Here is a 24,754-nt window from a genome sequence, read left to right on the forward strand (position 1 = left end):
TTATAGATTTCCCCCTTCCCGGAAAATGTCAGGGATAAACAGGTACAGATAAAATAGGGAATGGACGATACTGGCGGTAAAGGCATCAGGACTTTTTTTCCACATTGAACCTCAAAATGAAATCGGTTCCTCCTTTCCGCCTTAATTCAATCTCGCCTTCAAGCTGGTCCATGAGAATGCTTACAAGCTGCAGGCCTAGTGTTTCGGAATTTCCGATTTCGTAACTTTCCGGAATTCCTATTCCGTTGTCTGAAATCTCCAGGGTAAACCCTGTAATCTTCCGCTGTTTATGGTCTTTTCTGGCTCTCCAGGTTTCACTTCCGCAGAGGTTGATCCGGATTTCTCCTGTTTTCCTGCCAGGAAATGCATGCTTTAAAGAGTTTGAGACCAGTTCATTAATAATAATCCCTAACGGGACTGCGGTATCCATATCCAGAGAAGTGTTTTCTTCCACGTCCAGCTTCAAGCTGATATCAGCACTGCCAATTTTATATGTCTGAAAAAGGTTTTCAGTAAGTTTCCTGAGATATGAAGAAAAGTTCAGTGTGTTGCTTTTTTTGTTCTGGTAGAGCTCTTCATGAATAAGAGCTATGGAAGAAACCCTGTTCTGGCTCTCCTTAAAAGCATCCAGGACGTCCTCGAGACGGACGGTTTTCATACTGGCGAGCCTTTCAGCCTGGAGGTCGAGAAGGGAAGAAATGACCTGAAGATTATTTTTAATACGGTGGTGAATTTCTTTCTGGCGGGCAGCTTCAAGGTTTGCAAGATATTTTTCCGTTTCCTTTCTTTCGGTTATATCGTAAATTATTCCCTGCAGAAACTTCGGTTTTTCGTTCTCTCCCTGGACCTTCTGATAAATCAGGTTCACCCATCGGACTGTCCCGTCCCTCCGTATAATCCGGCAGTCAATATCTCCGGATAACATTTCCTGAGAATTCCATACCTTTTCCTGTTCTTTAAAAACACGAGGCAGATCCGAAGGATGGATTATATCTGTCCATTCCATCCTGTGAAGGATCTCTTCTTCCGAGTATCCGGTAATTTCCTTAACAGCCCCGTGAAAGAAAACTGGGGAAAAGTTTTCATCCGTCTGGAAAGTAATCCCATGGAAATTCTGCATGAAAGAGCGGTATTTTCTTTCGCTTGCTTCAATTATTTCCATCGCAGACTTCTGATCAGTAACATCTTTCATTACACCCATGGTTCTGTATGTTCTGCCCTCATCATCCTGCAGCCAGACCCCGGAGTTCTCTACATGGATATAGCTTCCATCTTTTTTTCTGAACCTGAACTCCACTTTAAATCTTTTACCTTCTTCAAAGGATTTCTTCAAAGCCGAAAACAACTCATGCCGATCTTCAGGATATACATTTTCCAGCCAGACTGACTCGTCAAAAAGCTTGAACTCTTCTGGACTGTATCCCGTCACTTCCTGGATAGCTCCAGCCCACTCAATTTTATGCTTTTTGTAGTTTAAATCAAAAATAACCTGTCCTGTCTGTTCGGCCACCTTCCGGAACCGCTCTTCACTTCTCTGGAGGTTTATGCCTGCAAGTTTCTGTTCAGTAACGTCCTTGACAACTCCAAGGTTTCTTAACACCCTGCCGTTCTCGTCCCTGATGCTGGCAGTATTCCATTCCAGATCGATATAAGTGCAATCCTTCTTTCTGAAACGGAGCTCCATCTGGAAATCTTTTCCTGTATCCAGGGATTCGAACCCTTCAAGTACCCTTTTCCTGTCTTCCGGATGGACATGTCCTATCCAGAACGCTGCGCGTGAGTTCTTGAAATATTCAGCTGGGTATCCGGTGATATTCTCAATAGAGCCTGACCAGGTAATCACATCACTCTGGTTATCGTAGTCATACACCATCTGCCCTGTCTTCTCTATGACTGCACGATATGATTCTTCGGTTTTCAGGAGCTGTTCGTTTAATTGATCCTTAGCCTGAATATTCTCTTTCAGGGCTTTTTCCATCTGCCTCAGTTCGGTAATGTCCTGCATTACGGTAACTATCCCGGCAATCTCCCCATTTTCATCCTTCAAAGCTGATTTATTTAAGATGAAAGTTTTTGTCGTGCCGTCTGCAACTATAAACTCCTGTTCTTCTGTCCGCGACCCCCCATGGTTCAGGATTTCCACCTCAATCCCTGTCCATTCATTACAGCCTTCCAGAAGGTTCTTCTTCTCAACAATATATCTTCTATCACCTTTATCAAAAACTTCTTTAGCCAGCTCGGAGATCGTTCTCCCGATAATTCCTTCTTTCGGAAAACCCAGAACCTTTCTGGCGTGAACCTCGTTTACTAAACGAAAAACACCATTTTCATCCTTGTATGAAACAGGATTGACCATGGTGTCAAGTATGTTTTCAATAAAATGAAAGCCGTTCAGACGAAGTCCGCTGCAAAAATGACCTGATGCAGTGCTTTCTTCATCATTATAACTTGTTTCTCCATGTGCCTGATAACTGCAGGAATCATCACCCGAGATGGGCAACTCATTTTTTTCATTTACCAGTGTTTCCGGCTTACTGTTACGGTCCGGTTTTTCCTGACGGTCTTTCATCTCCCTTCCCCGGTATTTTCGAATTTGATTTTTTCGATGCAATGAAATCAATGAATTAGTTTCACTTTACCCCTGTAACTATTGAAACAGGTTAGATCAGAAATAAAATAATACACAGTTTTCCATACATTCTGTCGTTTTACTGTATCGCATACCCATCAGTTAAATTGTTTTCATAATAATTAACAGTTACCTGTCAAGAGTCAGCCTCTCCCTTGCGAAAAAGAAATGGAATTACAGCTATTTCTCCTGCATCAGAATTCTCTTTTTTCGTGAACTGTGTTAACGGCCCAGTTGAAATAGAACATCCTAACTCGCATTAACAAGAGCACTCTAACCCGAATTAACAAGAGCACTCTAACCCGAATTAACAAGAGCACTCTAACCCGAATTAACAGAAGCTTTCGGATTTGTTCAAAACTATCTCCTGGGTGAAGATTATTTCATTTACGCACATAATTTTCGTATATGCGAAAATTTTAAATAATTGGTATTGCATTTCAATGCTAAGCAAAAATTTTGGCAATCCGAATATCTTATGGTGATACAAAATGACAGAAATCATCAATAAAACCCTGAATATGCTGGAAACAGGACAGAAAGCCCGTGTTATTCAGGTGAAGGGAGGCGGAAGTTCCCGAAAGCGTCTGCTCGATATGGGCATGGTTCCCGGGACTGTTCTCAGTGTTAGCAAAAAAGCCCCGCTGGGAGACCCTGTAGATTTCAAGCTAAAAGGGTACAACCTGTCTCTCAGGAAAAAAGAAGCTGAGATGATAATTGTTGAACAGATGGAGGGTTAATTTGCCCGCACAGATGCCTCTTACAATGCTCCAGGAAGGAAAAGGCTGCCGGATCAGCGAAGTTCGAGCAGGTGCTGAGCTCAGGAGAAGATTAATAGAGATGGGATTCACACCCTCGTCTTCTGTCCGGCTTATAGGGTGCGAGAGAGGAAATCTGCTTGTTAATGTAAACGGAGCCAGATACGCCCTTGGAAAAGGAATGGCTATGAAAATCATGGTAGAGCCGGATTCATTTGAAGGTGCGGAAATTGGTTGAGAATAAGATAAGGGTTGCACTTACAGGAAACCCCAATGTGGGAAAGACGACCATTTTCAATGCCATTACCGGAGCCAGGCAAAAGGTAGGAAACTGGCCAGGGGTAACAGTTGAGAAAAAAATAGGTACAAAGGCATATGGAGGACATGTCCTTGAAATTGTGGACCTTCCCGGCACCTACAGCCTTACAGCCTATTCCGCTGACGAGGTTGTTGCCAGGGATTACATCCTTGAAGAAAAACCTGATGTCGTAGTACAGGTCCTTGACTCGACAAATCTGGAACGCAATCTTTACCTGAGCACCCAGCTTCTGGAAATCGGCACGAACCTTATCCTTGCCCTCAACATGTCCGATCTTGCAGAAAAAAGGGGTGAAGGCTTAAACGCCCATGCGCTTGAGAAATTGCCTGGAGTCTCATTGATAAAAACAACCGCAAAAGAAAGCAAAGGTATCAATGAACTCCTTGACGCAGTCATTTCAAAATCCGGCTCTGCCAGACCTTCCAATAATAAAATAGAGTACGGTGAAAAAATAGAGGAGAAAATCCGACATCTGGAACGGGTTCTGGCTGAAGATGAAACTCTTATGGCCAGGTATCCTTCCAGGTGGTTGAGCATCAAACTGCTGGAAGGGGATGAAAATGCGCACTCAAAGCTAACTTCCTCAAAGATAGAGGCTGAAGTTAAAAAATTCCTTTCCGGCCTGAACACTGAAGAATACGAAGCCGAAATGGCTGATAAGCGTTATGAATTCATAAGCAAGCTCCTTCCTGAGGTAAGTAAGAGCCACGTTGAAATGATGTCAGGCTCGGATATGATTGATAAGGTGCTTACAAACAGGTACCTGGGGATCCCCATATTCCTTGCCCTGATGTGGGGAATGTTTGAGCTGACATTTGCCTTCGCAACCCCTTTCATGAGAATTATTGAGATGTTTTTCGGCCTTCTTGCCGAAATAGTCACTGCAAACATAGATTCACCCTGGCTTTCATCCCTGCTTGCAGACGGGATAATTGCAGGAGCTGGATCTGTCATGCTCTTTGTCCCTAACATCTTCATCCTGTTCTTCCTCCTCGCTTTGCTGGAAGACAGCGGATATCTGGCAAGAGCAGCCTTTATCATGGACAGGCTGATGTATGCGATGGGAATCCAGGGAAAATCATTTATTCCGATGCTCATGGGGTTCGGGTGTTCTGTCCCGGCTGTTATGGCAACCCGTACCCTTGAAAACAGAGCAGACCGCCTTATCACGATGATGGTTACACCATTCATGTCCTGCGGAGCCAGGATGCCTGTTTACGTGCTGCTGGCAGGGACATTTTTCGGTAAACAGGCGGGATCCGTTATCTTCGGGATCTATGTGCTTGGAATTATTGTGGCAATAGTGTCTGCCAAGCTTTTCAGAACCATCATTTTCAAAGGCAGCCCGTCTGCCTTTATAATGGAACTTCCTCCCTACCACAGGCCTTCGGCTGTCAATTCTTTTAAGTACATGATGAACCAGGGCTTCCTTTACCTCAAAAGAGCTGGTACCGTAATTGCTGGAGGAGTGATGGTTATATGGCTGCTTGCATATTTCCCTCAGGGAGTTGAATACGGAAGTGCGGAAAGCTACATCGGCAGCCTCGGGAAACTGCTCGAACCTCTGGTAGCACCTCTGGGTTTTGACTGGAAAATTGCAATTTCCCTCATATTCGGGTTCCTTGCAAAAGAGGTTGTCATAGGCTCCCTCGGAACCCTTTACGGCACAGGAGCAGATGAAGGGATGCTATCTTCGGCGCTTGCCGCAGACCCGATATTTACACCTGCTGTCGCACTCGGGATTATGGTGTTTACCCTTCTTTACGTTCCCTGCATAGGAGCGGTTGCGGTAATCAAAAAAGAGTCGGGTTCCTGGAAATGGATGTTTTTTGCAGCCGCCTATTCAACAGCTGTGGCATGGGTAATGGCATTTTTGACGGTAAAAATGGGAAATATAGTGTTTGCATGAGGAGCTGATGTGGATGGAAAATGAGAACAGAACCCTGACATGTTTTACTCTCCTCTGGGGGGCAACATACCTTGGAATCGGAGGCTTACAGGTCATGAAAGGAACAGGTCTTCTGCCCCATGACTTTATATCCGCCAGCCTGTTCCCCCCGCGGTTGCCGGAGGTCTGGTGCTTGCGATAGTGGGTGCAGTTTACTTACACGGGACTGTTGAGTTTTCAAAAGGGTCCTTTGAAGGAAAAGCCTATGTTTATGTGGGAATCGTACTCTCCCTGCTCTTTGGAGCTCTGTATCTGCTGACTTTTATTGCCGACGTCGTCAACGCCAGGGTACTGTCAGCTGACGGATTTGAGCAGTGGACACTTCTTTCCGGCATTAAACCTGCACTTTACCTCGGCCTGATTTCCCTGGCAGTATACACAGCAGAGGGAAAAACGTTCAGGCTACAGGATTCAGAAGGAATTACAGAATAAGAAAAAATTTGGGGATATGGAGAAAACAGATTATGGTACTCGGATACATGTATGTGTTAAAACAGATAGCGGAAGTGGAAAATAAAGGCAATATGTCTTTCAATGAGATATCGGGACATTTGAAAATGAGTACGCAGCAGCTTAGAGGCTTACTCGAAATAATGGAAAGAATGGGACATATTGAAAAAGTTACGGACAACAGTTCCGTCTTATCCTCTTCCTGTCCCGGCTCCTGCAAAAATTGTGGATGTTGCGGGTTTTTAGAAAAACCCACCGTTTCAACAGGCACGGTTTACAGGCTGACCGAGAAGGGAAAAAGAGTCTGTCACAGCCAGACCGGCTAACCTGAAAAATCCTGATGAACAAAACAGGAGATTTCAAAACCCGGGCGCAGCCTCCCTGACCTTAAATGTGCATAAACAGACCAGAAAGCGAACAAAATACAGGACCAGAAATAAAAACGAGAACTGAAAAAATACTTTAAATTTTAAGGCAAGAGGATGCAAAGCATCCGGGTTTTTGAAATCTCGGCTTAAAGAAAAGGAAGACAGGAAAGAGATGCCTCCCAAGCTTGAAAAACTCCCGAAAATTATTATCCTGTCTTCCTCTCCGAAAATACCTGCACTTAAATAAGGGAAGAAAAATTTTCAAAATTTCTTACTTCAAAGTTTCAGTCCTTTATTCCACTTTTGATTCCAATTCTTTACCTTTTATTTTTTTGCTTACCGTACAGCTATCCTTATATGTCTTTCCCGCATAATTGAATATAATCGAAAAATATTCGGCATACAAAAAAAGGTTCGAGTTTTATGACTACAGAAAGAGATGAAGACTACCTGAAAATTATCGCCTCAATTGTGGAAGAAAAAGGATACGCAAAAGTTAAAGATGTAGCGAAAGAGCTTGAACTCGGCCCCTCTACTGTAACAGGTATGTTCAAAAAACTGGATAAAGAAGGCTATATAAATTATGAAAAGTATGGCGGAGTAACCCTTACTGAAAAAGGGACGGAAATCGCCAGAAAGACAAGAGAAAAATACAGCATGCTCAAAGAATTTCTCATGCACCTGGGGCTTGATGAAAAGACGGCAGAAGAAGACGCCTGCAAGATTGAGCACATCCTTGACCCAAAAACTGCGAAAATCCTGAAAAAGTTTGTGGAATTCACGGATAAAGAAGACGAGTCAAGAATCTGGATAGAGCATTTCAGGTATTTTGTCGAGACCGGAAAATATATATATTACTCCCCCGAAAACCGCGACAAATGCCCTGTCCACGGAAAAAAAACGGACTGATTTTATCAGGGCAGTCAGCTTTGCAAAAAGTCCTTTGACAGTTCCTGTTTGAAGGAACCGTCATGAACTTTCATATGCAGATTTATAATATTTATTGCAGACTTATAACTTTTATATGTAGACATATAACTTTTATATATATATACACATAATTATAAGTTTTATATACAGACACATAATTTTCATATGCAAACTTATGATATCCTGCCCATATGATTTTGCAGTGGCTTTCTGTTTCTACAAAATTCAGGTCACTTTCCATGCAAATACGATTCTTGACCCGTCCGTCATGTCAAGGGCACGAAAAACTTCAAGCCCGTGATTCCCCAGCATATCTATGTATTCACTGAAAAGAACGCTGTTTTCGAAACTGTAGCCGGAACTTCCTTTTTTAACATCTTCAAAAGTCCAGAGATTCCAGTCAAGGCTCATGAGAGGGCTGGATTTCATGCTTTCATCAGGAACCTGCCGTGTTATGAAAACCCCTTCCGGCTTTAAGGCTGCGGCAATTTTTGGAATAAGGGAAGGCACCTTTCCTCCAGGGTTAAAGGAAGAGAATATAACGTCATAATCGCTTCCGATATCATCTTTAAAAAAGTCACCCGGAATTATGTCCACCCTTGAAGCCCCATACTTATCTATGAAATATCTTGTTTCTCTGGTAACCGGTGGGAGGTCGAAAACAAAAGCCTGAAGGTTCTCGTTCAGGCGTGTCAGAGCGATTGAATAAAGCCCGTGCCCTCCTCCAAGGTCAAGAAACTTTTTGACATTTGTAAAATCAACGTTTTCCATGACAACCCTGACAGTTTCCTGAAGAAGCCCACAGCGTGCGTTTTCAGCCATGCAGTGTACAACTTCCCCGAAAAAAGGCCCTTTCTCGACAATATCAGGTCCCTGTCTCATGATCTGAGGAAGGCGGGACCAGCGCTCTACATTTCTTATCCTTTCGGCAAGGTAGTGCTTCTGGGAAAACGGAGAGTTTCCAGGAAGATAAGTTGCACTGAGCTCCGAGACAAAATACACTGCGCCGTCATTTTTTATTCTGTCACCGGGTTCGTCTCCGGGTTTTTCTTTCCCTTCGGCTTCTCCTGTGCCCTTTACTGCAATCTGCGCGTTTTCCTTTTCTTCGCTTATCCCTTCCTCAAACCTGTCAAGTAGCCCGAGGCTATGCAGTGCCTCGCAGAAATGAGGCATGAGCGCAGGGTCACAGCCAATTTTTTCAGCCAGAGCCCCTGCGGACAAAGGGACTTCAAGGGCTTTAAAAACTCCAAGCTCAAAAGCTGCAGAAATGAGCCTGCACTGCCTGAGGCCCTGGACAGAGGAGTCAAACAGCTTGAAAAATCTGTCGGCATCTATCTCAGGCTTCTGCATCAGGTCAACAGCTGACTCAGTCTGATTCCGAGCTTTATTTTCCGTATCCTTGTCTTTGTCTTCCATACCATTTCTCCTATTTTCATATATTTCCCTGTTCATTTTCATTTATTTATCTGTTTGATCCGGCTGAATATAGTTTATGAAGAGATGTAGTTTATAGATTATGATTTAGAGTTAAACAGAGAAAAAGCAAGCAGGTAAAAATAAATTCAGCATAACCGGTCAAACCGGGCAAAGGACTACAGAATTCCCGTATTGCAGCATTACCTGAAACCGACAATTTTTCCTTCCTCCATGAAAGCGATTCTATCACTCATCCACTCAATTACCTGCATATCGTGTGAGATGAATAGAAAGCTGATCCCGTACTCTGTTTGCAGGTTTTTGAGCAGAGAAAGGATCTGCGCCTGGACAAGCGGATCAAGCATGGAAGTTGGCTCATCTGCAACTATGAATTCGGGATTCATGCCAAGTACCCTGGCTATTGCAACCCTCTGGAGCTGTCCTCCGCTCAGTTCCCTGGGATATCGGAAAAGCAGTTCTTCGCTCAGGGAAACTGCCTCTATCAGCTCCCGCACCCGTCCCCTCTCCTCGCTTCTTTCACAGATCCTGTGGAGCCTCAGAGGTTCGGCAACAGCATCATAGACCTTCATCCTCGGGTTCAGGCAGGATTCCGGGTTCTGAAAGATGATCTGCATTCTCGTCCCGAGGCTTTTAAGGGAACTGCCGTTGAAACCTGAAATGTCCTGCTCGTCAAAAAGCACCCTGCCGGAAGTTGGTTCAAGAAGCCTCAAAACCGTTCTTCCAAGTGTGGATTTTCCACAGCCGCTTCTTCCGACAAGACCGAGGGTTTCCCCTTTCTCAACCTCAAAACTGACCCCATCAACCGCTCTGTGGACCTCTTTTTTGAACAGTCCCGAATAATAGTACTTTCTCAGGTTTTCAACCTTCAAAAGTGCCATGTCTCTTCCTCCGTACAGCTGAAGGCAGGCTGTTCCCTGATGGGAGAATCAGCTGTATTTTCGGTTTTCCACTCCTTTCCGGAAAGAAGGCAGCGGATAAAGCGCCCGCCCTCATTTTTAAGAAGTTCCGGACGGACCTGTAAGCATGCCTCAAACCGACAACTGCAGCGCGGATGGTACCTGCAGCCCGATGGAGGAGAAACGAGGCTGGGGATCTGCCCTGAAACAGCCTTTAACCCTTTGCCCGGAAGGGAATGAAGCAGGTCACAGGTGTAAGGGTGCCCGGGATTGGAAATAACTTCTTCCGCCTTTCCGATTTCAACAATTTCTCCTGCATACATGACTGCAATCCTGTTTGCAAGCCTGCCAGCAAGTTCAAGGTCGTGTGTGACAAGGAGCATGGAAGCGTTTTCTTTGCGCACAAGCCCGACAATCAGTTCTGCTATCTGCAGTTTTGTATCCGTGTCAAGCCCCTTTGTAGGCTCATCTGCGATCAGGAGTCCGGGCCTCAGGGCAAGACCTATCGCAACCATAACCCTCTGAAGCATCCCTCCGCTGAACTGGTGGGGGTAGTCATCTTTCCTCAAAGAGCTTATTCCCACAAGCTCGAGCATCTCTCCGGCTTTTTTTTCAGCTTCCTTTTTTCCCATGCCTTCATGGTAGCGGTAAATTTCCGCAATCTGCCTGCCTGCAGAAAGGACAGGGTTGAGGCAGGCTGAAGGGTTCTGGAGCATTATCCCTATTTCCTTTCCCCGGAACCGCCGCATTTCCTTTTCGGGAAGGGCAAGGATATCCGTACCCCTGTAAACTATTTTTCCTTCAAGTTTCACTTTTCCTGAGAGCAGTCTCAAAATAGCTTTCCCGAAGGTGGTTTTTCCGCAACCGGTTTCCCCTATAAGCCCTAAAATCTCTCCCTCTCTCACCTCAAGGGAGACACCCTCATTGGCTTTTACAACCCCTTTTGAGGTTTTGAAAGAAACATTCAGGTCTTCTACTGTGAGAACGGGAAAACTCACCTTGCGAGCACCTCCTGGTTTTCAGGCTGCCCCAGGCTGTCCCTCAAGCCGTCTCCTGCAAAATTGAATGCAAAGACCGTGAATATAATCATCAACCCCGGGAAAAATGTGAGGTGTGGGGCGGTACGGAGGTAAGGGATACCGGCTTTTAGCATTGAGCCCCATTCAGGGACCGGAGGCTGGATCCCCAGTCCAAGAAAGCTCAGGGCTGAAGCGAAGATAATGACATGTGCGATCTCAAGGGTCGCGAGCACGATTACGGGTTCCGTGCAGTTTGGAAGGATATGTTTTCTTATTATGTAAAAGCCTGAAGGCCTGAGAGCCTTTGCTGCCTCCACAAAAGCTCTCTTCCGGAGGGACAGGACCTGCCCGCGCACAAGCCTGGCATAGGCAGGCCACTGGGTAGCGGCAAGGGCAAGTACAACACTGAAAAAACCCGGACCCATCAGCCCTGCAATCACAAGTGCGAGGATGATATTGGGAAAAGCCATCACGATATCCACTCCCCTCATTAAAGCTTCATCGAGAAGTCCTCCGCTGTACCCCGAAAGCAGCCCGATAGCCGTGCCTGCAACAGACGTTGCTGCAACTACAAGGATTCCTATGCCAAGTGAGATTCGCGTGCCGTAGATGACCCTTGAAAAAATGCAGCGCCCAAGCTCATCTGTTCCGAAAGGATATTCCTGGGAAGGGGAGAGAAGCCTGCTGTCAAGCCTCTGGACAAAGGGGTCGTGAGGGGCGATTTCAGGAGCAAATAGAGACAGAATGCAGAGAACGACAATAAGCAGGAGGCCTGAAACCGCAAGCATGTTATTCCGGAACTCTGCGATTCCCAGCCTTTTTTCAGCCAGGTACGCTTTTTCGGTAATCTCTGTTTTTTCAATCATGTCTGTCATATCTTATCCTCGGGTCAAGCACTGCATAGAGGAGGTCTACTGCCAGGCTGGATAGGGAAAATAGCACTGCTATAAAGAGGACGCAGCCCTGGATCATGGAGAAGTCCCGTGCAAAAATCGAGTCTACAAGGAGTTTTCCAATTCCCGGCCAGGAGAAGATAGTTTCCACAACCACTGCTCCTCCCAGAAGGTAACCCAGCTGCATCCCTGCAAATGTGACAACTGGAAGAAGGGCGTTCTTCAGAGCGTGCCTGAAAAGGACCGTATGTTCGTCAAGCCCCCTTGCTCGGGCAGCCACAATGTATTCCTGCCCCATAACCTCAAGAAGGCTTGCGCGAGTCAGCCTTGCAGTAACAGCAGCCATTGAAGTGCCAAGGGTAAGAGCAGGGAGGACAAAATGCTTGAGACTCCCGTAACCGAAACTCGGGAGCATGTGAAGCGTCAGGGCAAAAAGCCAGATCAGGAGAAGCCCGAGCCAGAAGTTCGGGATGGAAACCCCCAGAAGAGAAACAAACATGCAGCTTCTGTCAAGAAAGGTGTTTTTCCGGAGCGCACTCAGGATCCCGGCTGGCAGGGCTATAAGGAGGGAAATAAGCAGGCTGGCAATTGCAAGTTCCGCAGTGGCAGGCAGTTTATGGAGGATTTCGTCAAGGACATCTTCCGATGTCACAAGCGATTTTCCAAGGTCAAGCCTCAGCAGGTGCCCGAGCCATATAAGGTACTGCACATGCACGGGAGAATCAAGTCCTTCTGCCTCCCTCACGGTTTCGATCTGGTCCGTGCTCAGGTCTTCACCGTACCTTTCAAGGGCAATAACCTCCGCAGGGTCTCCGGGAGCAAGGTACATCGCAGAAAATGCTACAAGCGTAACTCCCGCGATTACAATGGAGACCATTGCAAGACGCTTTGCTATGTATTCCCACATGGGTATCTCTCAAACTTTACCTTTTCCAGCCTATATTTTCCCTGACTTTCTCTCAAACTTTACCTTTTTCCAGCTTATATTTTCCCTGACTTTGCATTTTTCGAACTCTGCACTCACTTCCTTTCCAGATAGACCCCTGAAAGGTTCAGCCAGGGGTCTTCGGAGCTTATGGTATAGCCTTTTACAGACGGACCGGTTGCAATGACCTTTTCTTCATGCACAAGGTAATAAGCCGGGACTTCTTCAATCACAAAAGCCTGCAGGGAATGATAGAGTTCTTCCTGCTCCTTTGCATCAACGGTCCTATCGGCTGCATCTACTAGCTCGTCGTAGGTCTCATTGTGGTAATGCGAATTGGGGCTTGCGGAATGGTGAATAAAGAAATGCTTCGGGTAGGGGCCCCAGACGAAATATCCGCTTCTCAGTATCATACCGAAGTCCCCTGTGCTTTCGAGTTTGCTTATAGCTCCGTCGTCAAGCACCTGGATTTCCACATCCATGCCCGTTTCTCTGAGAGTTCCCTGCACAACCTGAGCCATGGGGTTATGCCTGGGTGCCCAGACTCCTTTGCTCACTACCAGAGTCACATGAAGGGGTTTCCCGTCTCTGTCCCTTATTCCATCCCCATCAGAATCTTTCCACCCTGCTTCTTCAAGAAGAGCTTTTGCTTTCTCAAGGTCCTGTGTATATGTCTTTAGCTCAGGGTCAGAGTACATCATTACAGGAGAATAGGGTCTTCCGCCTGCAGGTTCACCAATGCCTTCAAGCACTTCGTTTACAAGGGTTTCAGTATCGACAGTATAAGCAACGCTCTGGCGCACCCTCGTATCATTGAAGGGGGAATTGTCGCAGTTAAACTGGAGGAAGTCCGTAAAGGTCGTGAGTTTTCTATGGATCTGGATCCCATCTTTGGCTTCAAGCCTTTTAACATCATACTCAGGGACCTTGATTATCATGTCCACTTCCCCGGTCTCAAGGGCGATAACCCTGGTAGCGGCTTCAGGAATTACCTTGAAAGTGACCTTATCAAGAAGCGATTTTTCTCCCCAGTATGCCTCGTTTCTTGTGAGCACCACTTCCTGGTCTTTTTTCTGAGATTCAAATATAAAAGGCCCGGTACCTACGGGTTTAACAAAGTTCCCTTCGGAGTCAACGCAGCCGGGTCCCATTACAGGCCAGGCTACATGGGTCAGGTAATAAGGCAATGGCATGGGTTTTGCCAGGACAAATTTCACGGTATACTCATCAACGGCTTCCACGCTCTGTACAGGCTTTAAGACAGCCTGCCTTACATAGGACTGGTTGGAATAAGAGAACACAACCGAATCCGCATTTAAAGGGGTACCGTCGTGGAAAGTGACATTTTCGCGGAGGTGGAAGATCCAGGTCTTGCCTTCATCGGGAGTTTCCCAGGATTCGGCAAGACCCTGAATGATATTCAGATCCGAATCAAGCCTTACAAGGGTTTCATAAACCTGAGACCAGACAAAACGTGCGTCACCGGATGCAAACGTGTTAAGGTACCAGTTGCTGACATCCGTACCTATGCCCACGACAAGTTCCTGGGAGCCTTCTCCGGAAACCGAACCTTTTGCAGTCCCTTCCTTTTCTTCTCCTATGCAGGCACTTGCTCCGATTACGGCAAGCAGCATAAAGATTATCAGAATCAACTTGAAACTTCGATTCATAAACAGTCCTCGATTTTCGATGGTGGAAATATAATGAATGAGAATCTGACAGAACTTTGATCAACTTAGCAATATTTTCTCGGGCGGTTTAGCTCAAAGCTTTTTGAGATATGTTTCAACCTTAAGAATCACCTGAAGTTTCTCGTCTGCTCATATTTTTGAAAGAAACTGGTTAAAGGGATCAAAACCGAAAATATCAGCCGTAAAAAAGCTTCATTTACCCCGGTTAATACCTTCAAACCAGACTTACAGATTGTTTTTCAAAACGATAACTCCAGATGTACCGCTCTACAATTATTATTTTGATAAAATATTGTAACATTTAATAAGATAAAAGATTTTTCTTATAACAAAACAAGTAAACGCTGTTAACAGGATGTAATACTGCATGGACGTTATGAAGACGTTGAGTAAAGGCGTTGTAAAAAAATGCGTATAAAGTAAAGATGTAGAGTAAAGATGTAGAGTAAAGATGTAGAGTAAAGATGTAGAGTAAAGACGTAGAGTAAAGATGTAGAGTAAAGGCGTTGTAAAAAAAATGCGTATAAAGTAAAGATGTAGAGTAAAGATGTAGAGTAAAGACGCTGTACAAAAAAAAGACGCTGTACAAAAAGCAAGGAAAGCGTTGGGTAAAGATGAAGTATAAAATACTGTAAAATACTGTATCCGAAAAAAACAGGAAATGTTCTTATGGCAGCCTGCGACCAGCTTCTAAGCAGGAAAAAGAAGTAGAAAAAGAAAGAGCAGAAAAAAAATTAAGGGTAATCAGATTGAAGGATCATCAGATTAAAGAATTATCAGAAGGATCAGCAGATCAAAGGATTATCAGAAAAATCAGCAGGTTAAAGAGTCACCAGATTAAAAAATCAGCAGGTTAAAGGATCAGCAGGTAAACTGAGGGCGATTTAGTTTCAGGAATCAAAAATCAGACTTGAAACAGCTAAAAGAAAAACAAATCAAGAAACAGTAAATATAAAAAGAGTTTTAGAAGGCTGCATCGACATAATCAACGGGCCTTTTGAAAACAGCTGCTACCATGCCGTTTTCATCTATTTCGTTTGAAAACTTAATTAGCTCCCAGCCTTCAACTCCAAGGTTGTTAAGGTCTTCCTTTGCCTTTGACCACTCACTGAACCTGATCTCTTTAACATCGTATTCCCAGATGGTCACTTTCAGTCATCTCCAGTAAAATTGGGTAATATAATATCATATATTAACTGGTTGTATCTGCTATATGTACCTTTTTAAAAAATAGAATTGAGATCATGACAACTAAAGTTGATTTCAAAACAGAATATATATCTGCTTATGCAGGAAATATCTGAACATTTTTCAGCCAGCTTTTGTTGGAATCGGACACATAAAAAAAACCAGGCAGTGAACTGATATATCTGTGGAGGAATGCAGAAATTATGATGTTCATGCCCGGTACATCTGCTGAAATACTGATATCAAAATCTTTTCCTGAATATTTTCAGGCTCTATTTCCGGAAACAAGGAAGTCAGCAATGGCCTCTATTTCCGGGAGTTCCACATTCAGTTCTTCGCCTGCAAAACCTGCCCTGAAAACTTCCATATCCGACGGCACTGAAGCCAGGACGTGAGTCTTATCCACAGTTTCCATCATAAAATGAGTCCCTATCTTATCTGCACGGTTAAGGATGAAGTACAGGGGCTTCCCGGCTTTTTCTGCAAGCTGCCTTATTTTTTCTGAAAGCCTTATGGACTCGTAAGATGGGTCAAGCACCATCAGCAAAAGGTCGCACCCTTCCTCAACTCCTCTTCCGAAGTGCTCTATCCCGGCTTCCGTGTCGACAAGCACAAGGTCTTCCGACGTTGTTTCTATGTTTTTCAGGAGGTGCCTGGCAAGTGCACCCATAGGACAGGCGCAGCCCTCTCCGAAATCGTGGATTTTTCCCACAGCCATCATTTTTATATTCCCGTTTGTTGCAGTGTAAGCCTCCGGGATTTCGGGTATTCCCCATTTTTCTTCAAAAATGCTTGCAGCCTCTCCTTTCTGGAAAGCCTTCATCATCTTTTCTCCGAGAGCCTTTTTCCCTCCCAGGTAATTCATGAAATCATCAGGCATTTCAACACCAAGCTGCCTGTGCAGCCCGAAATTTGACTCATCGCTGTCCACAACAAGCACATTGTACCCTCTTCTTGCCATTGCCTTGGCAAGCAGGGCGGTAACCGTACTCTTGCCGCTTCCACCTTTACCACAAATAAGGACTTTCATTTTCACACCTCTTTTCAAACACCGTTTCATCAAATAACAAAGAAATTTTCAGTTCCATATAATTAAACAAGAAAGCTGAGCACCAATTAAAATTTTATTTTGCCTAATTAGCATTTGTTATTAATAATTTCTTTATTATTATGCTCAAATAAGGAGAAGATTCAAGATTGATAAAACTTTCGAAATAATACTTTTCATAAAAATAGGTCGCCTTTGATCGACTATATGATCTCTTCCGGAACTCAGGCAGAATTTTTATTATTCTTCTCATATGCTGCCTCTGCAATAGTCGGCCTGTCAGCCCTGTTAACTAGAGAATAAAACAGCTGGCACCGACACAACAGTAAAGAAACAATACACGGAAAAAAATCCTTCAGCCTTGATAATACTTTTCTTAACACGAAAAATTGTCTTTTAGCTTACACAGCTTTAAATTAACAAAATAGAAACAGAATTAAATCATACCTGAACTTTTTCGATATTCTCCTGTAATAGGAATTGTTTCTCCGCATTTTGGGCAAGTCTTATCAGGGTTTATGTTATACTCCTGGATTTCAAAAAATCCTCTTGCAATCAGAAGGCTCCCGCATTCGGGACAGTAAGTATTCTCATAAGGATGCCCGGGTACATTACCAATATACACGAAACGCATGCCTTCCTCAATTGCAATTGAGCGTGCCATGTCGAGGGCCTTTACAGGCGTGGGAGGCAGGCTCTTCATTTCGTAGTGAGGGTGGAAGCGGTTGAAGTGAAGAGGAGTGTCTTTCCCAAGGTTTTCGTAAACCCAGCGGGAAAGTTCCCTAATCTCGTCGGGAGAATCATTATGAGTTGGAATTACCAGGTTTACGACTTCTACATGGATCCCCAGTTCTTTTGCAAGCCTTGATGTTTCCAGTACGGGAGCCAGTTTTGCCCCGCAAATCTCCCTGTAGAATGCTTCGGAAAAACCCTTGATATCTACGCTGAAAGCGTCGAGGTAAGGGGCAATATTTTCGAGAGCTTCAGGCGTGATGTAACCATTTGTCACATAGCTTGTCCCCAGACCTTCTTCTTTTGCAAGCCTTGCCCCATCATAAGTATATTCATACCAGACCGTGGGTTCATTGTAAGTCCAGGAAACCGACTGACAGCCCGCCATTTTAGCCTGCATGACAAGCTGGGAAGGGCTGAGGGTTCCCAGAAAAGCATCCTCAGGGGCTGCTCTGGAAAGCTTCCAGTTCTGGCAGTGCCTGCACCTGAAGTTGCAGCCTATGGTCCCGACAGAGTATGCCGTGGACCCGGGATAATAGTGATAAAAGGGCTTCTGTTCTATGTTCGCCACATCTTCGTTTGCAACTCCTCCGTAGACCAGGGAAAAAAGCGACCCTTCACAGTTTTCCCTTACCCCGCAAATGCCCCGTTTACCGGGCCTGACCCTGCACCTGTGAGCACAGAGGTTGCATTGCACCTCATTTTTGGCGAGCTTTTCATAAAACATTGCTTCGTGAATCATTTACAAATCTCATTCCTGCGAAATTCCCTGTTCCGGGATATGCGATTATTGAAAAAGGCGGGACAATGTTCTCCCATATTCATTTGTTTCCTGCAGGGTAATAAGCCTGTGGTCTCATAAAGAGTGCTGTCAGAGTGCTGTATGCAAAATGAAATTTCGTTTAGAGGAGGGGAAAATGTGAAACCGAAAATCAATTCCACAAGTTTTGGTTCGATAACTATCGGAGGAAAAACCTTTAATCACGATATCCTTATCCGACTGAACAGACAGGTCGAAAAACGCAGGAAAAAGCTTTCAAAAAAACTGTACGGAACATCCCATAAGATCTCGCTTGAAGAAGCGAAATACATCTATGAAAAAGGAGCAGAGAAGCTCATTATGGGGACTGGACAGACCGGCTATGTAGAGCTTTCGAAAAAAGCCGAGAAATATTTCAGGAAAAAAGACTGCAAGGTGAAACTCCTTCCCACCCCTAAAGCAATAAAAATATGGAACAAAAGCAAAGGAAGAGTCATTGCAATGTTCCATGTTACCTGTTGAGCTGTGTACCTTAAAATGAGCCAAAAAAGCGGTTTACCTCAGATCTCTATCAGCTCGTATTCCCTGCTCCCCATCCCGATTTTCTCAGCATATTCAAGCTGGTGAGTGCCGTCAATTTTAGGCCAGGTCCCTTTAAACTTGTCAGCTCCTGCTTCATGGTTGCAGTGGAGAGCAGAGCCCACAAGCCCTTTCTGCCTGTTAACAAGGTCGTAGCTTGCCTGGTCGAGAGCCACAGGGTCTGCTGATGCAAGGATTCCTATGTCAGGAACAATGGGCGCATCACTCCAGGGCACACAGTCGCAGTCCGGGGTGATTTTGAGCAGGAAATTGATATAGCCTACCCTGTTTTCTTTTCCAATTACGGCTCCACATGCGTATTCAGTCATGCACTCCAGGAACTCGGGGATGTCCTGTTCCCAGTTGAGGTCGATGGCGTTTTCGGGACAGACTTCCATGCACTGCCCGCAGCTGATGCAGACTCCGGGATTTATTCTGGAAACATCGCCTTCAAGGGATGCTGCTCCCACAGGGCAGATTTCCACGCAGTTCCCACAGCCGATGCACTTCTCCTCGACAACATGCGGGCTTGTAGGGTAATGCTGGTCTTTTTTACCCGCCGCAGGCGCACATCCCATTGCCAGGTTCTTGATCGAACCTCCAAACCCTGCCATGATATGCCCCTTGAAGTGGGACATCACGATCATGGAATCGGCTGAAACGATGTCTGACGCTATTTTCACGGACTTGAAGTGCTTCTGCCTGATCTCGACCTCTGCGATGTTCTGGCTCTTAAGCCCGTCCGAAATAATGAGCGGAGCCCGGACGACAGAGTAATCAAAACCATGTTCTATGGCTGTTGTCAGGTGGTCAACCGCATTATGCCGGCTCCCGGAGTAGAGGGTGTTTGTGTCCGTGATAAACGGCTTTGCTCCGGCTGCCCTGATTTTATCAACTACCTGCCTGACAAAGACCGGGTTTATGTAGCCGTCATTCCCGTATTCTCCGAAATGAATCTTGATTGCGGTCAGGTCTTCTGCTCCGAGCAGCTCGACAAACCCTGCCTCGTCAAAAAGTCTCTGGATCTTGCTTATTTTACTCTCATGAGGGTTTTTTGCCCTCAGGTCTGAGAAATATACTTTGCTTGCCATTCAAATAGCTCCCATCAAAAGAAAATGAAATTATTACTCTTACCCTGCTGTGCAACTAAGAAAGTCTTATTCATTTTTAGGTGTTACGCTGTTCTGGAGAGAAGGAAATAAATCAGTTGTCTATTCAAGTACTCTTTAAATAACCTGAAACTCAGAAAAAATAGGACGAGTATGAAGTGAGCCTTCATTATTCAAAAATAGAATAGGCCGCCTGACAGCTTTCCTCTCAATTTATTATATTTTTTAATATCCACTGCTATTTCCCTGTATCTTTCCTTTTCAAGCCGTTTAAGCCCGATTTTGGCTTTTTTGACGGGAAAATGAGTTCTTCAGTTAACCTGTGATAATTTGCGAGCCGTTCCTCAGGAATAAGCCCATCCTCAACCGCCTTAAGGACAGCGCAGCCGGGCTCTTTTCAGAGGCTGGTAAAAAGTTGGATGGGGCATCGAGTGCCCTCAAATTTCTATTGTTTCGAGATCATAGCTCTTCGACTAAGGAAGTCCATTCAGGGTCTTCTTCAGTCAGTTTTGCGTCGAGCTCTTCAGCTTTTTTACGGTATTCCTTTGCCATTTCGGAATCCCCCATTTCTTCAAGAAGGTTTGCGTAGTTGCTGAAAAGCAAAAAATTTCTTCTCAGGGGATTAAGGTCTTCCGGATTGGATTTTGCCAGGTTTTCGTTAAGGGCAAGGGCTTTTTCAAAGCACTCTTTTCCTTTTTCCTGCTGATCCGTAACCGAATATCCGATCCCGATATTATTCAGGGCTCCAAGCATATGATGGAGATGCTTTGGGTTTTCAGGGTCGTTTTCATACAGGATTTTGAGGCTTCTGTATGCATATTCGTATTCCTGGATTGTTTCTTCCAGTTTATCGGCATCCCTGTATATGTCCCCGATTTGTTCGGCAAAACTGGCAAGCATCTCCTGAAGCTTCAGGTTCATTGGGTAAGCTTCATATAATTTTTCAATTGTTCTGAGTGCAAGCTCATAGTATTTCTTGGCAATGCTTGAGTCTTTATTTTCAGACTCCAGTTTTTCAAGGAGGACCACTCCTAAAAAGAAAGCGCTACCTGATGTAAGGATTAAGAGCTCCGGGTTCTCTGACTGTTCAGCAATTATTTGTTCAAATCTTTCAAGAGCCTGCCTGTGGTAGGCACTGGCTTTTTTCTCGTCCCCAATTTCGGAATGCAGCACTCCAAGTTCAAAGTATGTAGTTTCTATATCCAGATCATGACAGTGTTCCAGAGCATGATCATGGTCCATTTCATGGTCATGGTCTATTTCATGGTCGTGATCCAGATCGTGGTCATGGTTCGTATCATGGCAGCTTTCCGGAGGCATCAGCTCAAGGAGTTGTTTCTGGACTTCCATGACTCTTTCATACGTCTGAATTGCTTTTTCGAACTCCCGGTTCTTTTTGTACAGCACACCCATACCTGTCAGGGTTTCGAGCAGTTCCTCATGGAAAAATTCACTCGTGGGATCAGATTCGAAGGCTTCCTGAAGTATGGGAAGAGCCCTTTCGTGATATTGCACTGCAGTTTCAGGCTCATCTTCTGCATACAGCCTTCCGATCTGGTTCCAGGTATCGGCTTTATTAGCTTCTAACATGAGTTTATCGGCTTCTGCTGGGTGAAGATTTTCGTAAATTTCGATTTCTTTATCATAATAAGCCCTTGCTTTTTCAATTTCTTCCTCTTCCGCAAAAAGGTCACCAAGCTCCCGGTAGATATCGGAAAGCTTAAGAGAATATTCAGGATTTTCAGGGTTTTCAGGTTCTTTTTGCAGCAGATTTTCATAGATATGCAGTTCGTCCTTATAGCACATTTCTGCACTTTCGAAGTCTCCGATATCTGAAAACAGCTCTGCCAGTTCATCTAAAGAGATGGCAAGGTTTTTATCGGCTCCAAGCAGATCCGGGTATTTATCAATCAGTCCCCGGAAAGTTTCCCTCGCCTTCGTATAGTAGTCCCTGGCTTTTGTAGTGTCTTCCGTGTCTGAAAATATTAAGCCTGAATCTTTGTACATATCTGCAATGGCCATAGAAAAAAGAATATTTCTGGGAACTGAAATGTTTTCGGAAACTTCAATATTTTCAGAAACCGGAATATTTTCAGGCTCTTCTTTGATTTCGCTCTCAAGCAGATTCAATGCCTCCTTATAGCACTCCTCTGCCTTTACGAGATTTTCCTGGTCCGAATATATACCTGCCAGGTAACGGTATATGTAACTCAGGTAAACTTTGGTTTCAGAGTTTTCAGGGTCTTTATCGAGGACTTTTCCGTAAATCTCTATTGCCCGATCATAAACGCGCTTTGCCTCTTCTATATACTCCTCTTCTAAATATTCCTCTCCCTCACACATCCTTCCAAAATTCATGAGAGAATCATCAAGGCTGCTGAGGTGTTCGGATATTTCAGTTTCACTTTCAAGCAATTTCTCAATGAGATCGAATTTTTTATCAAAAAGTGGAACTGCGTCTCCGGTCAATTCTCCGGCTTCAAAACAGAGCCCTATGTGTTCGATCGTTTCCAGGAAATCTTCCAGGTATTCCGGATTTTCGGGATCTGACTCCAATAACTTCTCAAAACCCAGAACCGCTTTTTCAAAAATCCCTTTCATTGGAGAGATATACTCTCTTGCTTTAACTGGATCTTCAAGCTTCAGAAGGATATCTCCAATACTTCCAATCGTGTCTCGCATAAAAGACCGGTAATCTTCTTTTTCCGGTTCTTTTGAAAAAAGGTCCCAGCTAATTTCCAGCGCCTTTCCGAAAAGTGAAAGCGACTCTTCGAGTTCATCAATCCTGTATTTTGCAAAACCTTTAAAAAACAGAAGATGATATGAGATCTCAGGGTTATTCACTTCTTTTTCGATCTTTTCAACCTTATCAAGGTTTTCAAAGGCCATTTTATATCTATCATGATCTATATCATCGGCTGCTTTCTTCAATAAACGAAAAGCAGAATCCTGTAGCTTCCTTGACATAGAAATAGCATAGGTTTTTTCATATAATAATTGTAGGTTCCGGAGGGCTCAATATAAACTACTCCTCCCCGCTTCCTTCCAGGTCGAAAATGATTGATAAAGTCCTGATGACGCTTGCCTTCTTTAAAATAAACCCTATCTTACAGCTTCCCGGTGGATTTCTTATACTTTTTAATGTCCACTGCTATTTTCTTGAACCTTTCCTTTTCAAGCCTTTTCAGCCCGATTTCTGACTTTCTTGACTGGAACGCAAGTTCGTCAGTTAACCTGTGGTAGCTGGCAAGCCGCTCTTCCGGAATAAACCCGTCATCAACCGCCTTCAGGACAGCACAGCCCGGCTCGTCCCGGTGGGTGCAGTCTTTAAACCTGCAATTGCAGGCTGCATCAACTATCTCTGAAAACGCTTTTTCAAGCCCTTCGGCAGAATCCCCGAGCTGGATTTCTCTGATCCCGGGGTTGTCTATAAGAACTGCTCCGTTTGGAAGCAGGAACATCTGGCGGACTGTGGTGGTGTGCCTTCCTTTTTCATCGTCTTCCCTGATGCCCCCGGTTCTCTGAACGGTTTCACCAAGAAGAGAGTTAATGAGAGTGGATTTTCCTACACCTGAGGAGCCGATTAATGTAACTGTTTCTCCCGGTTTAAGGTAAGGACTTAGTGCGTCAAGCCCTGTTTTTGAGAGGGCACTCAACGGGATAACAGGCACGTTACCTGCAATCGACTGAATTTTTTCTATCAGGTGGGCTGGATCATCTGCAAGGTCGATTTTGTTAAGTAAAATCACAGGTCTTGCCCCGGAAGAATATACAACGGCGAGATACCTCTCAAGCCTCCGCAGGTTGAGGTCTTTTCCTGTCGCGGTCACGATAAAAATGGAATCAATATTTGCAGCAATTACCTGCTCCCCACCTCCGTCTCCTGCTGCTCCTCTTGAAAGGCAGGTCCTTCTGGGTAGGATATTCACAATCATGCGTGAGCCCAGCTCAGGCTGGTCAAGCAAAACGACAAAATCCCCTACAACCGGCTGTTTTCCAATTTTCTGGAGCGCACCTGAAATTCCTGCCTGTACGACAGCTCCGGGAATGAGGACCTCACAGACCGTTTTATGCCTTGATGCAACTCTTCCTGGAATGTAGGAGCCTTTATAGGCAGAAAAAGCCAGTTCAAGCTCTTCATTCCACCCTGGAATAGTATCGGTGTCAATGTGGACTGAATTGTGACCTGAATTTTCTGTTTCGCTATGATTGTTCATGAATGGAAATATCCGATTAAATGGATAAATATTTTGATATTTTATCCTTAATCAATTCAAATGCATCTGAAAACTTCATCATTTACCGAATGCAAAAGGCCTGTGAACAAACTTCATTTTTTCCCTGAAATTTCAGAATTAAAGGGTAAAAGCCACATACACTTCATACTGTATTTAGAAAGATGATTAGGATTTCAATTGAGTTACACAGCCCACTTGGATTGTCAAAACATAACATGAAAACAAAAAGAGAATACAAGTGCGTTTGGTGACGGTGAATATTCCTGGAGAAGCAAATCATGTATATGATAAAATTAAAGTGAATATTTGCTCATTTATAGAAATATTTAAGCAAAGTTCTGTCAATTGCTTATACTAATTTAATTACAAGTTGACTTTGAATCTAACCTATAAAAAGAAATAAGTCTGGAAGGTGTTTGATGACAAAGGAAACAGATTCAGATAAATGTGTACTTGGTGGTACAGGTATAACTGCGGGTGAAAATGTTATTTTCGAGAATATAAACAGTCCAATTGCAGTAGGAGCAAATATTAACATTTCTTTATTAGATATTGAAGATCTTAAAAACGACTTACTTGCTTTTAAAGAAGCTATTTCAAAGTCAAATCTTTTACCACAAGATAAAACAATTGCTGAAGGCGATATTACTGCAGCAATTAAAGAGTCTGAAAACGAAACTCCAAAGTTAGAAAAAATTACGAAAAGAGTAATATCTGCTATTGAGACCATACAAGAAACTGGAAAAAAAATGGAAGAATACGGACTTTTTGATATCGCATCTAAAGTTGCTAAAAAACTAGCTATTAGTGCAATCTTGGCCTAAATTTAAGGGAGAA

The 24,754-nt window shown here is 44.2% G+C and carries 22 protein-coding genes; 9 read left to right on the top strand and 13 right to left on the bottom strand.

Features of this window, described 5'->3' with window-relative positions:
• Window positions 1-85: 85 nt before the first annotated feature.
• A complete protein-coding gene (locus M886_RS17510) occupies window positions 86-2,569 on the bottom strand; it encodes a PAS domain-containing protein (protein ID WP_052733207.1) in 2,484 nt (827 codons plus the stop codon).
• A gap of 551 nt (window positions 2,570-3,120) precedes the next feature.
• Here M886_RS17510 and M886_RS10280 point away from each other — a divergent pair.
• The 7 genes from M886_RS10280 (at window position 3,121) to M886_RS10305 (ending at window position 7,381) form a co-directional block, all read left to right on the top strand.
• The gene (locus M886_RS10280) at window positions 3,121-3,369 is read left to right on the top strand and encodes a FeoA family protein (protein ID WP_011034494.1); all 249 of its coding nucleotides are present in this window, start codon (window positions 3,121-3,123) and stop codon (window positions 3,367-3,369) included.
• A 1-nt stretch (window position 3,370) separates the two neighbouring features.
• Entirely contained in the window at window positions 3,371-3,625 is a 255-nt protein-coding gene (locus M886_RS10285) for a FeoA family protein (protein ID WP_015412641.1), read from the top strand.
• On the top strand, window positions 3,618-5,615 hold the full coding sequence (gene feoB / locus M886_RS10290) for a ferrous iron transport protein B (RefSeq protein ID WP_048051120.1): 1,998 nt from the start codon (window positions 3,618-3,620) through the stop codon (window positions 5,613-5,615). Before M886_RS10285 ends, feoB begins: the two co-directional genes overlap by 8 nt.
• 13 nt (window positions 5,616-5,628) lie before the next feature.
• Complete coding sequence (locus M886_RS19160; protein WP_235203927.1) at window positions 5,629-5,796, top strand: hypothetical protein; 168 nt, start codon at window positions 5,629-5,631, stop codon at window positions 5,794-5,796.
• Window positions 5,784-6,086: a hypothetical protein gene (locus M886_RS10295; RefSeq protein WP_235203928.1), complete on the top strand. Its 303-nt coding sequence runs from the start codon at window positions 5,784-5,786 to the stop codon at window positions 6,084-6,086. The genes M886_RS19160 and M886_RS10295 overlap by 13 nt, the downstream gene beginning before the upstream one ends.
• A gap of 32 nt (window positions 6,087-6,118) precedes the next feature.
• Window positions 6,119-6,430 carry a FeoC-like transcriptional regulator gene (locus tag M886_RS10300; RefSeq protein WP_011034490.1) on the top strand — a complete coding sequence of 104 codons (312 nt, stop codon included), beginning with the start codon at window positions 6,119-6,121 and terminating at the stop codon, window positions 6,428-6,430.
• Between the two features lie 465 nt (window positions 6,431-6,895).
• Entirely contained in the window at window positions 6,896-7,381 is a 486-nt protein-coding gene (locus tag M886_RS10305) for a metal-dependent transcriptional regulator (protein WP_011034489.1), read from the top strand.
• A 246-nt stretch (window positions 7,382-7,627) separates the two neighbouring features.
• On the opposite strand, the gene M886_RS10310 is transcribed toward M886_RS10305, so the two are convergent.
• The 9 genes from M886_RS10310 to amrS form a co-directional block, all read right to left on the bottom strand.
• Window positions 7,628-8,818 carry a methyltransferase gene (locus M886_RS10310; protein ID WP_048051712.1) on the bottom strand — a complete coding sequence of 397 codons (1,191 nt, stop codon included), beginning with the start codon at window positions 8,816-8,818 and terminating at the stop codon, window positions 7,628-7,630.
• A gap of 200 nt (window positions 8,819-9,018) precedes the next feature.
• Window positions 9,019-9,717 (bottom strand): ATP-binding cassette domain-containing protein, encoded by a 699-nt coding sequence (locus M886_RS10315; protein ID WP_048051121.1) that lies wholly within the window; start codon window positions 9,715-9,717, stop codon window positions 9,019-9,021.
• Window positions 9,705-10,733 (bottom strand): ABC transporter ATP-binding protein, encoded by a 1,029-nt coding sequence (locus M886_RS10320; RefSeq protein ID WP_048051122.1) that lies wholly within the window; start codon window positions 10,731-10,733, stop codon window positions 9,705-9,707. The genes M886_RS10315 and M886_RS10320 overlap by 13 nt, the downstream gene beginning before the upstream one ends.
• Window positions 10,730-11,629: a nickel ABC transporter permease subunit NikC gene (nikC, locus tag M886_RS10325; RefSeq protein WP_048051123.1), complete on the bottom strand. Its 900-nt coding sequence runs from the start codon at window positions 11,627-11,629 to the stop codon at window positions 10,730-10,732. Before nikC ends, M886_RS10320 begins: the two co-directional genes overlap by 4 nt.
• Window positions 11,613-12,554 (bottom strand): nickel ABC transporter permease, encoded by a 942-nt coding sequence (gene nikB / locus M886_RS10330; RefSeq protein ID WP_048051124.1) that lies wholly within the window; start codon window positions 12,552-12,554, stop codon window positions 11,613-11,615. Before nikB ends, nikC begins: the two co-directional genes overlap by 17 nt.
• A 113-nt stretch (window positions 12,555-12,667) precedes the next feature.
• Window positions 12,668-14,242 carry an ABC transporter substrate-binding protein gene (locus tag M886_RS10335; RefSeq protein WP_048051125.1) on the bottom strand — a complete coding sequence of 525 codons (1,575 nt, stop codon included), beginning with the start codon at window positions 14,240-14,242 and terminating at the stop codon, window positions 12,668-12,670.
• A 984-nt stretch (window positions 14,243-15,226) separates the two neighbouring features.
• The gene (locus tag M886_RS10340) at window positions 15,227-15,412 is read right to left on the bottom strand and encodes a hypothetical protein (RefSeq protein ID WP_015412630.1); all 186 of its coding nucleotides are present in this window, start codon (window positions 15,410-15,412) and stop codon (window positions 15,227-15,229) included.
• Window positions 15,413-15,716: 304 nt separating this feature from the next.
• Window positions 15,717-16,511 (bottom strand): ATP-binding protein, encoded by a 795-nt coding sequence (locus M886_RS10345; RefSeq protein WP_268745858.1) that lies wholly within the window; start codon window positions 16,509-16,511, stop codon window positions 15,717-15,719.
• 424 nt (window positions 16,512-16,935) lie between these two features.
• Window positions 16,936-17,973 carry an AmmeMemoRadiSam system radical SAM enzyme gene (gene amrS / locus M886_RS10350; RefSeq protein WP_048051126.1) on the bottom strand — a complete coding sequence of 346 codons (1,038 nt, stop codon included), beginning with the start codon at window positions 17,971-17,973 and terminating at the stop codon, window positions 16,936-16,938.
• 177 nt (window positions 17,974-18,150) lie between these two features.
• Here amrS and M886_RS10355 point away from each other — a divergent pair, with 177 nt between their 5' ends.
• Entirely contained in the window at window positions 18,151-18,513 is a 363-nt protein-coding gene (locus M886_RS10355) for an Mth938-like domain-containing protein (protein ID WP_015412627.1), read from the top strand.
• Between the two features lie 38 nt (window positions 18,514-18,551).
• Here the strand turns inward: M886_RS10355 and M886_RS10360 are convergent, their stop codons facing one another.
• From M886_RS10360 to rsgA, 3 genes are all read right to left on the bottom strand, one after another.
• Window positions 18,552-19,661 (bottom strand): DUF362 domain-containing protein, encoded by a 1,110-nt coding sequence (locus M886_RS10360; protein ID WP_048051127.1) that lies wholly within the window; start codon window positions 19,659-19,661, stop codon window positions 18,552-18,554.
• A 477-nt stretch (window positions 19,662-20,138) separates the two neighbouring features.
• Window positions 20,139-22,646: a tetratricopeptide repeat protein gene (locus M886_RS10365; RefSeq protein ID WP_152558020.1), complete on the bottom strand. Its 2,508-nt coding sequence runs from the start codon at window positions 22,644-22,646 to the stop codon at window positions 20,139-20,141.
• A gap of 140 nt (window positions 22,647-22,786) precedes the next feature.
• Window positions 22,787-23,896 carry a ribosome small subunit-dependent GTPase A gene (gene rsgA, locus M886_RS10370; protein WP_048051129.1) on the bottom strand — a complete coding sequence of 370 codons (1,110 nt, stop codon included), beginning with the start codon at window positions 23,894-23,896 and terminating at the stop codon, window positions 22,787-22,789.
• A gap of 440 nt (window positions 23,897-24,336) precedes the next feature.
• Here rsgA and M886_RS10375 point away from each other — a divergent pair, with 440 nt between their 5' ends.
• On the top strand, window positions 24,337-24,741 hold the full coding sequence (locus tag M886_RS10375) for a hypothetical protein (protein WP_048051130.1): 405 nt from the start codon (window positions 24,337-24,339) through the stop codon (window positions 24,739-24,741).
• The last annotated feature ends 13 nt before the right edge of the window (window positions 24,742-24,754 follow it).

The organism is Methanosarcina soligelidi, from assembly GCF_000744315.1.
Classification (GTDB): Archaea; Halobacteriota; Methanosarcinia; order Methanosarcinales; family Methanosarcinaceae; genus Methanosarcina; species Methanosarcina mazei.

Excerpts from the sequence above, each read along its gene's own strand:
- M886_RS17510 (WP_052733207.1), bottom strand. The coding sequence starts at position 2,569 with ATGAAAGACCGTCAGGAAAAACCGGACCGTAACAGTAAGCCGGAAACA.
- M886_RS10280 (WP_011034494.1), top strand. The coding sequence starts at position 3,121 with ATGACAGAAATCATCAATAAAACCCTGAATATGCTGGAAACAGGACAG.
- M886_RS19160 (WP_235203927.1), top strand. The coding sequence starts at position 5,629 with ATGGAAAATGAGAACAGAACCCTGACATGTTTTACTCTCCTCTGGGGG.
- M886_RS10300 (WP_011034490.1), top strand. The coding sequence starts at position 6,119 with ATGGTACTCGGATACATGTATGTGTTAAAACAGATAGCGGAAGTGGAA.
- M886_RS10305 (WP_011034489.1), top strand. The coding sequence starts at position 6,896 with ATGACTACAGAAAGAGATGAAGACTACCTGAAAATTATCGCCTCAATT.
- M886_RS10310 (WP_048051712.1), bottom strand. The coding sequence starts at position 8,818 with ATGGAAGACAAAGACAAGGATACGGAAAATAAAGCTCGGAATCAGACT.
- M886_RS10315 (WP_048051121.1), bottom strand. The coding sequence starts at position 9,717 with ATGGCACTTTTGAAGGTTGAAAACCTGAGAAAGTACTATTATTCGGGA.
- nikC (WP_048051123.1), bottom strand. The coding sequence starts at position 11,629 with ATGACAGACATGATTGAAAAAACAGAGATTACCGAAAAAGCGTACCTG.
- nikB (WP_048051124.1), bottom strand. The coding sequence starts at position 12,554 with ATGTGGGAATACATAGCAAAGCGTCTTGCAATGGTCTCCATTGTAATC.
- M886_RS10335 (WP_048051125.1), bottom strand. The coding sequence starts at position 14,242 with ATGAATCGAAGTTTCAAGTTGATTCTGATAATCTTTATGCTGCTTGCC.
- M886_RS10345 (WP_268745858.1), bottom strand. The coding sequence starts at position 16,511 with ATGAAACGGTGTTTGAAAAGAGGTGTGAAAATGAAAGTCCTTATTTGT.
- amrS (WP_048051126.1), bottom strand. The coding sequence starts at position 17,973 with ATGATTCACGAAGCAATGTTTTATGAAAAGCTCGCCAAAAATGAGGTG.
- M886_RS10360 (WP_048051127.1), bottom strand. The coding sequence starts at position 19,661 with ATGGCAAGCAAAGTATATTTCTCAGACCTGAGGGCAAAAAACCCTCAT.
- M886_RS10365 (WP_152558020.1), bottom strand. The coding sequence starts at position 22,646 with ATGTCAAGGAAGCTACAGGATTCTGCTTTTCGTTTATTGAAGAAAGCA.
- rsgA (WP_048051129.1), bottom strand. The coding sequence starts at position 23,896 with ATGAACAATCATAGCGAAACAGAAAATTCAGGTCACAATTCAGTCCAC.
- M886_RS10375 (WP_048051130.1), top strand. The coding sequence starts at position 24,337 with ATGACAAAGGAAACAGATTCAGATAAATGTGTACTTGGTGGTACAGGT.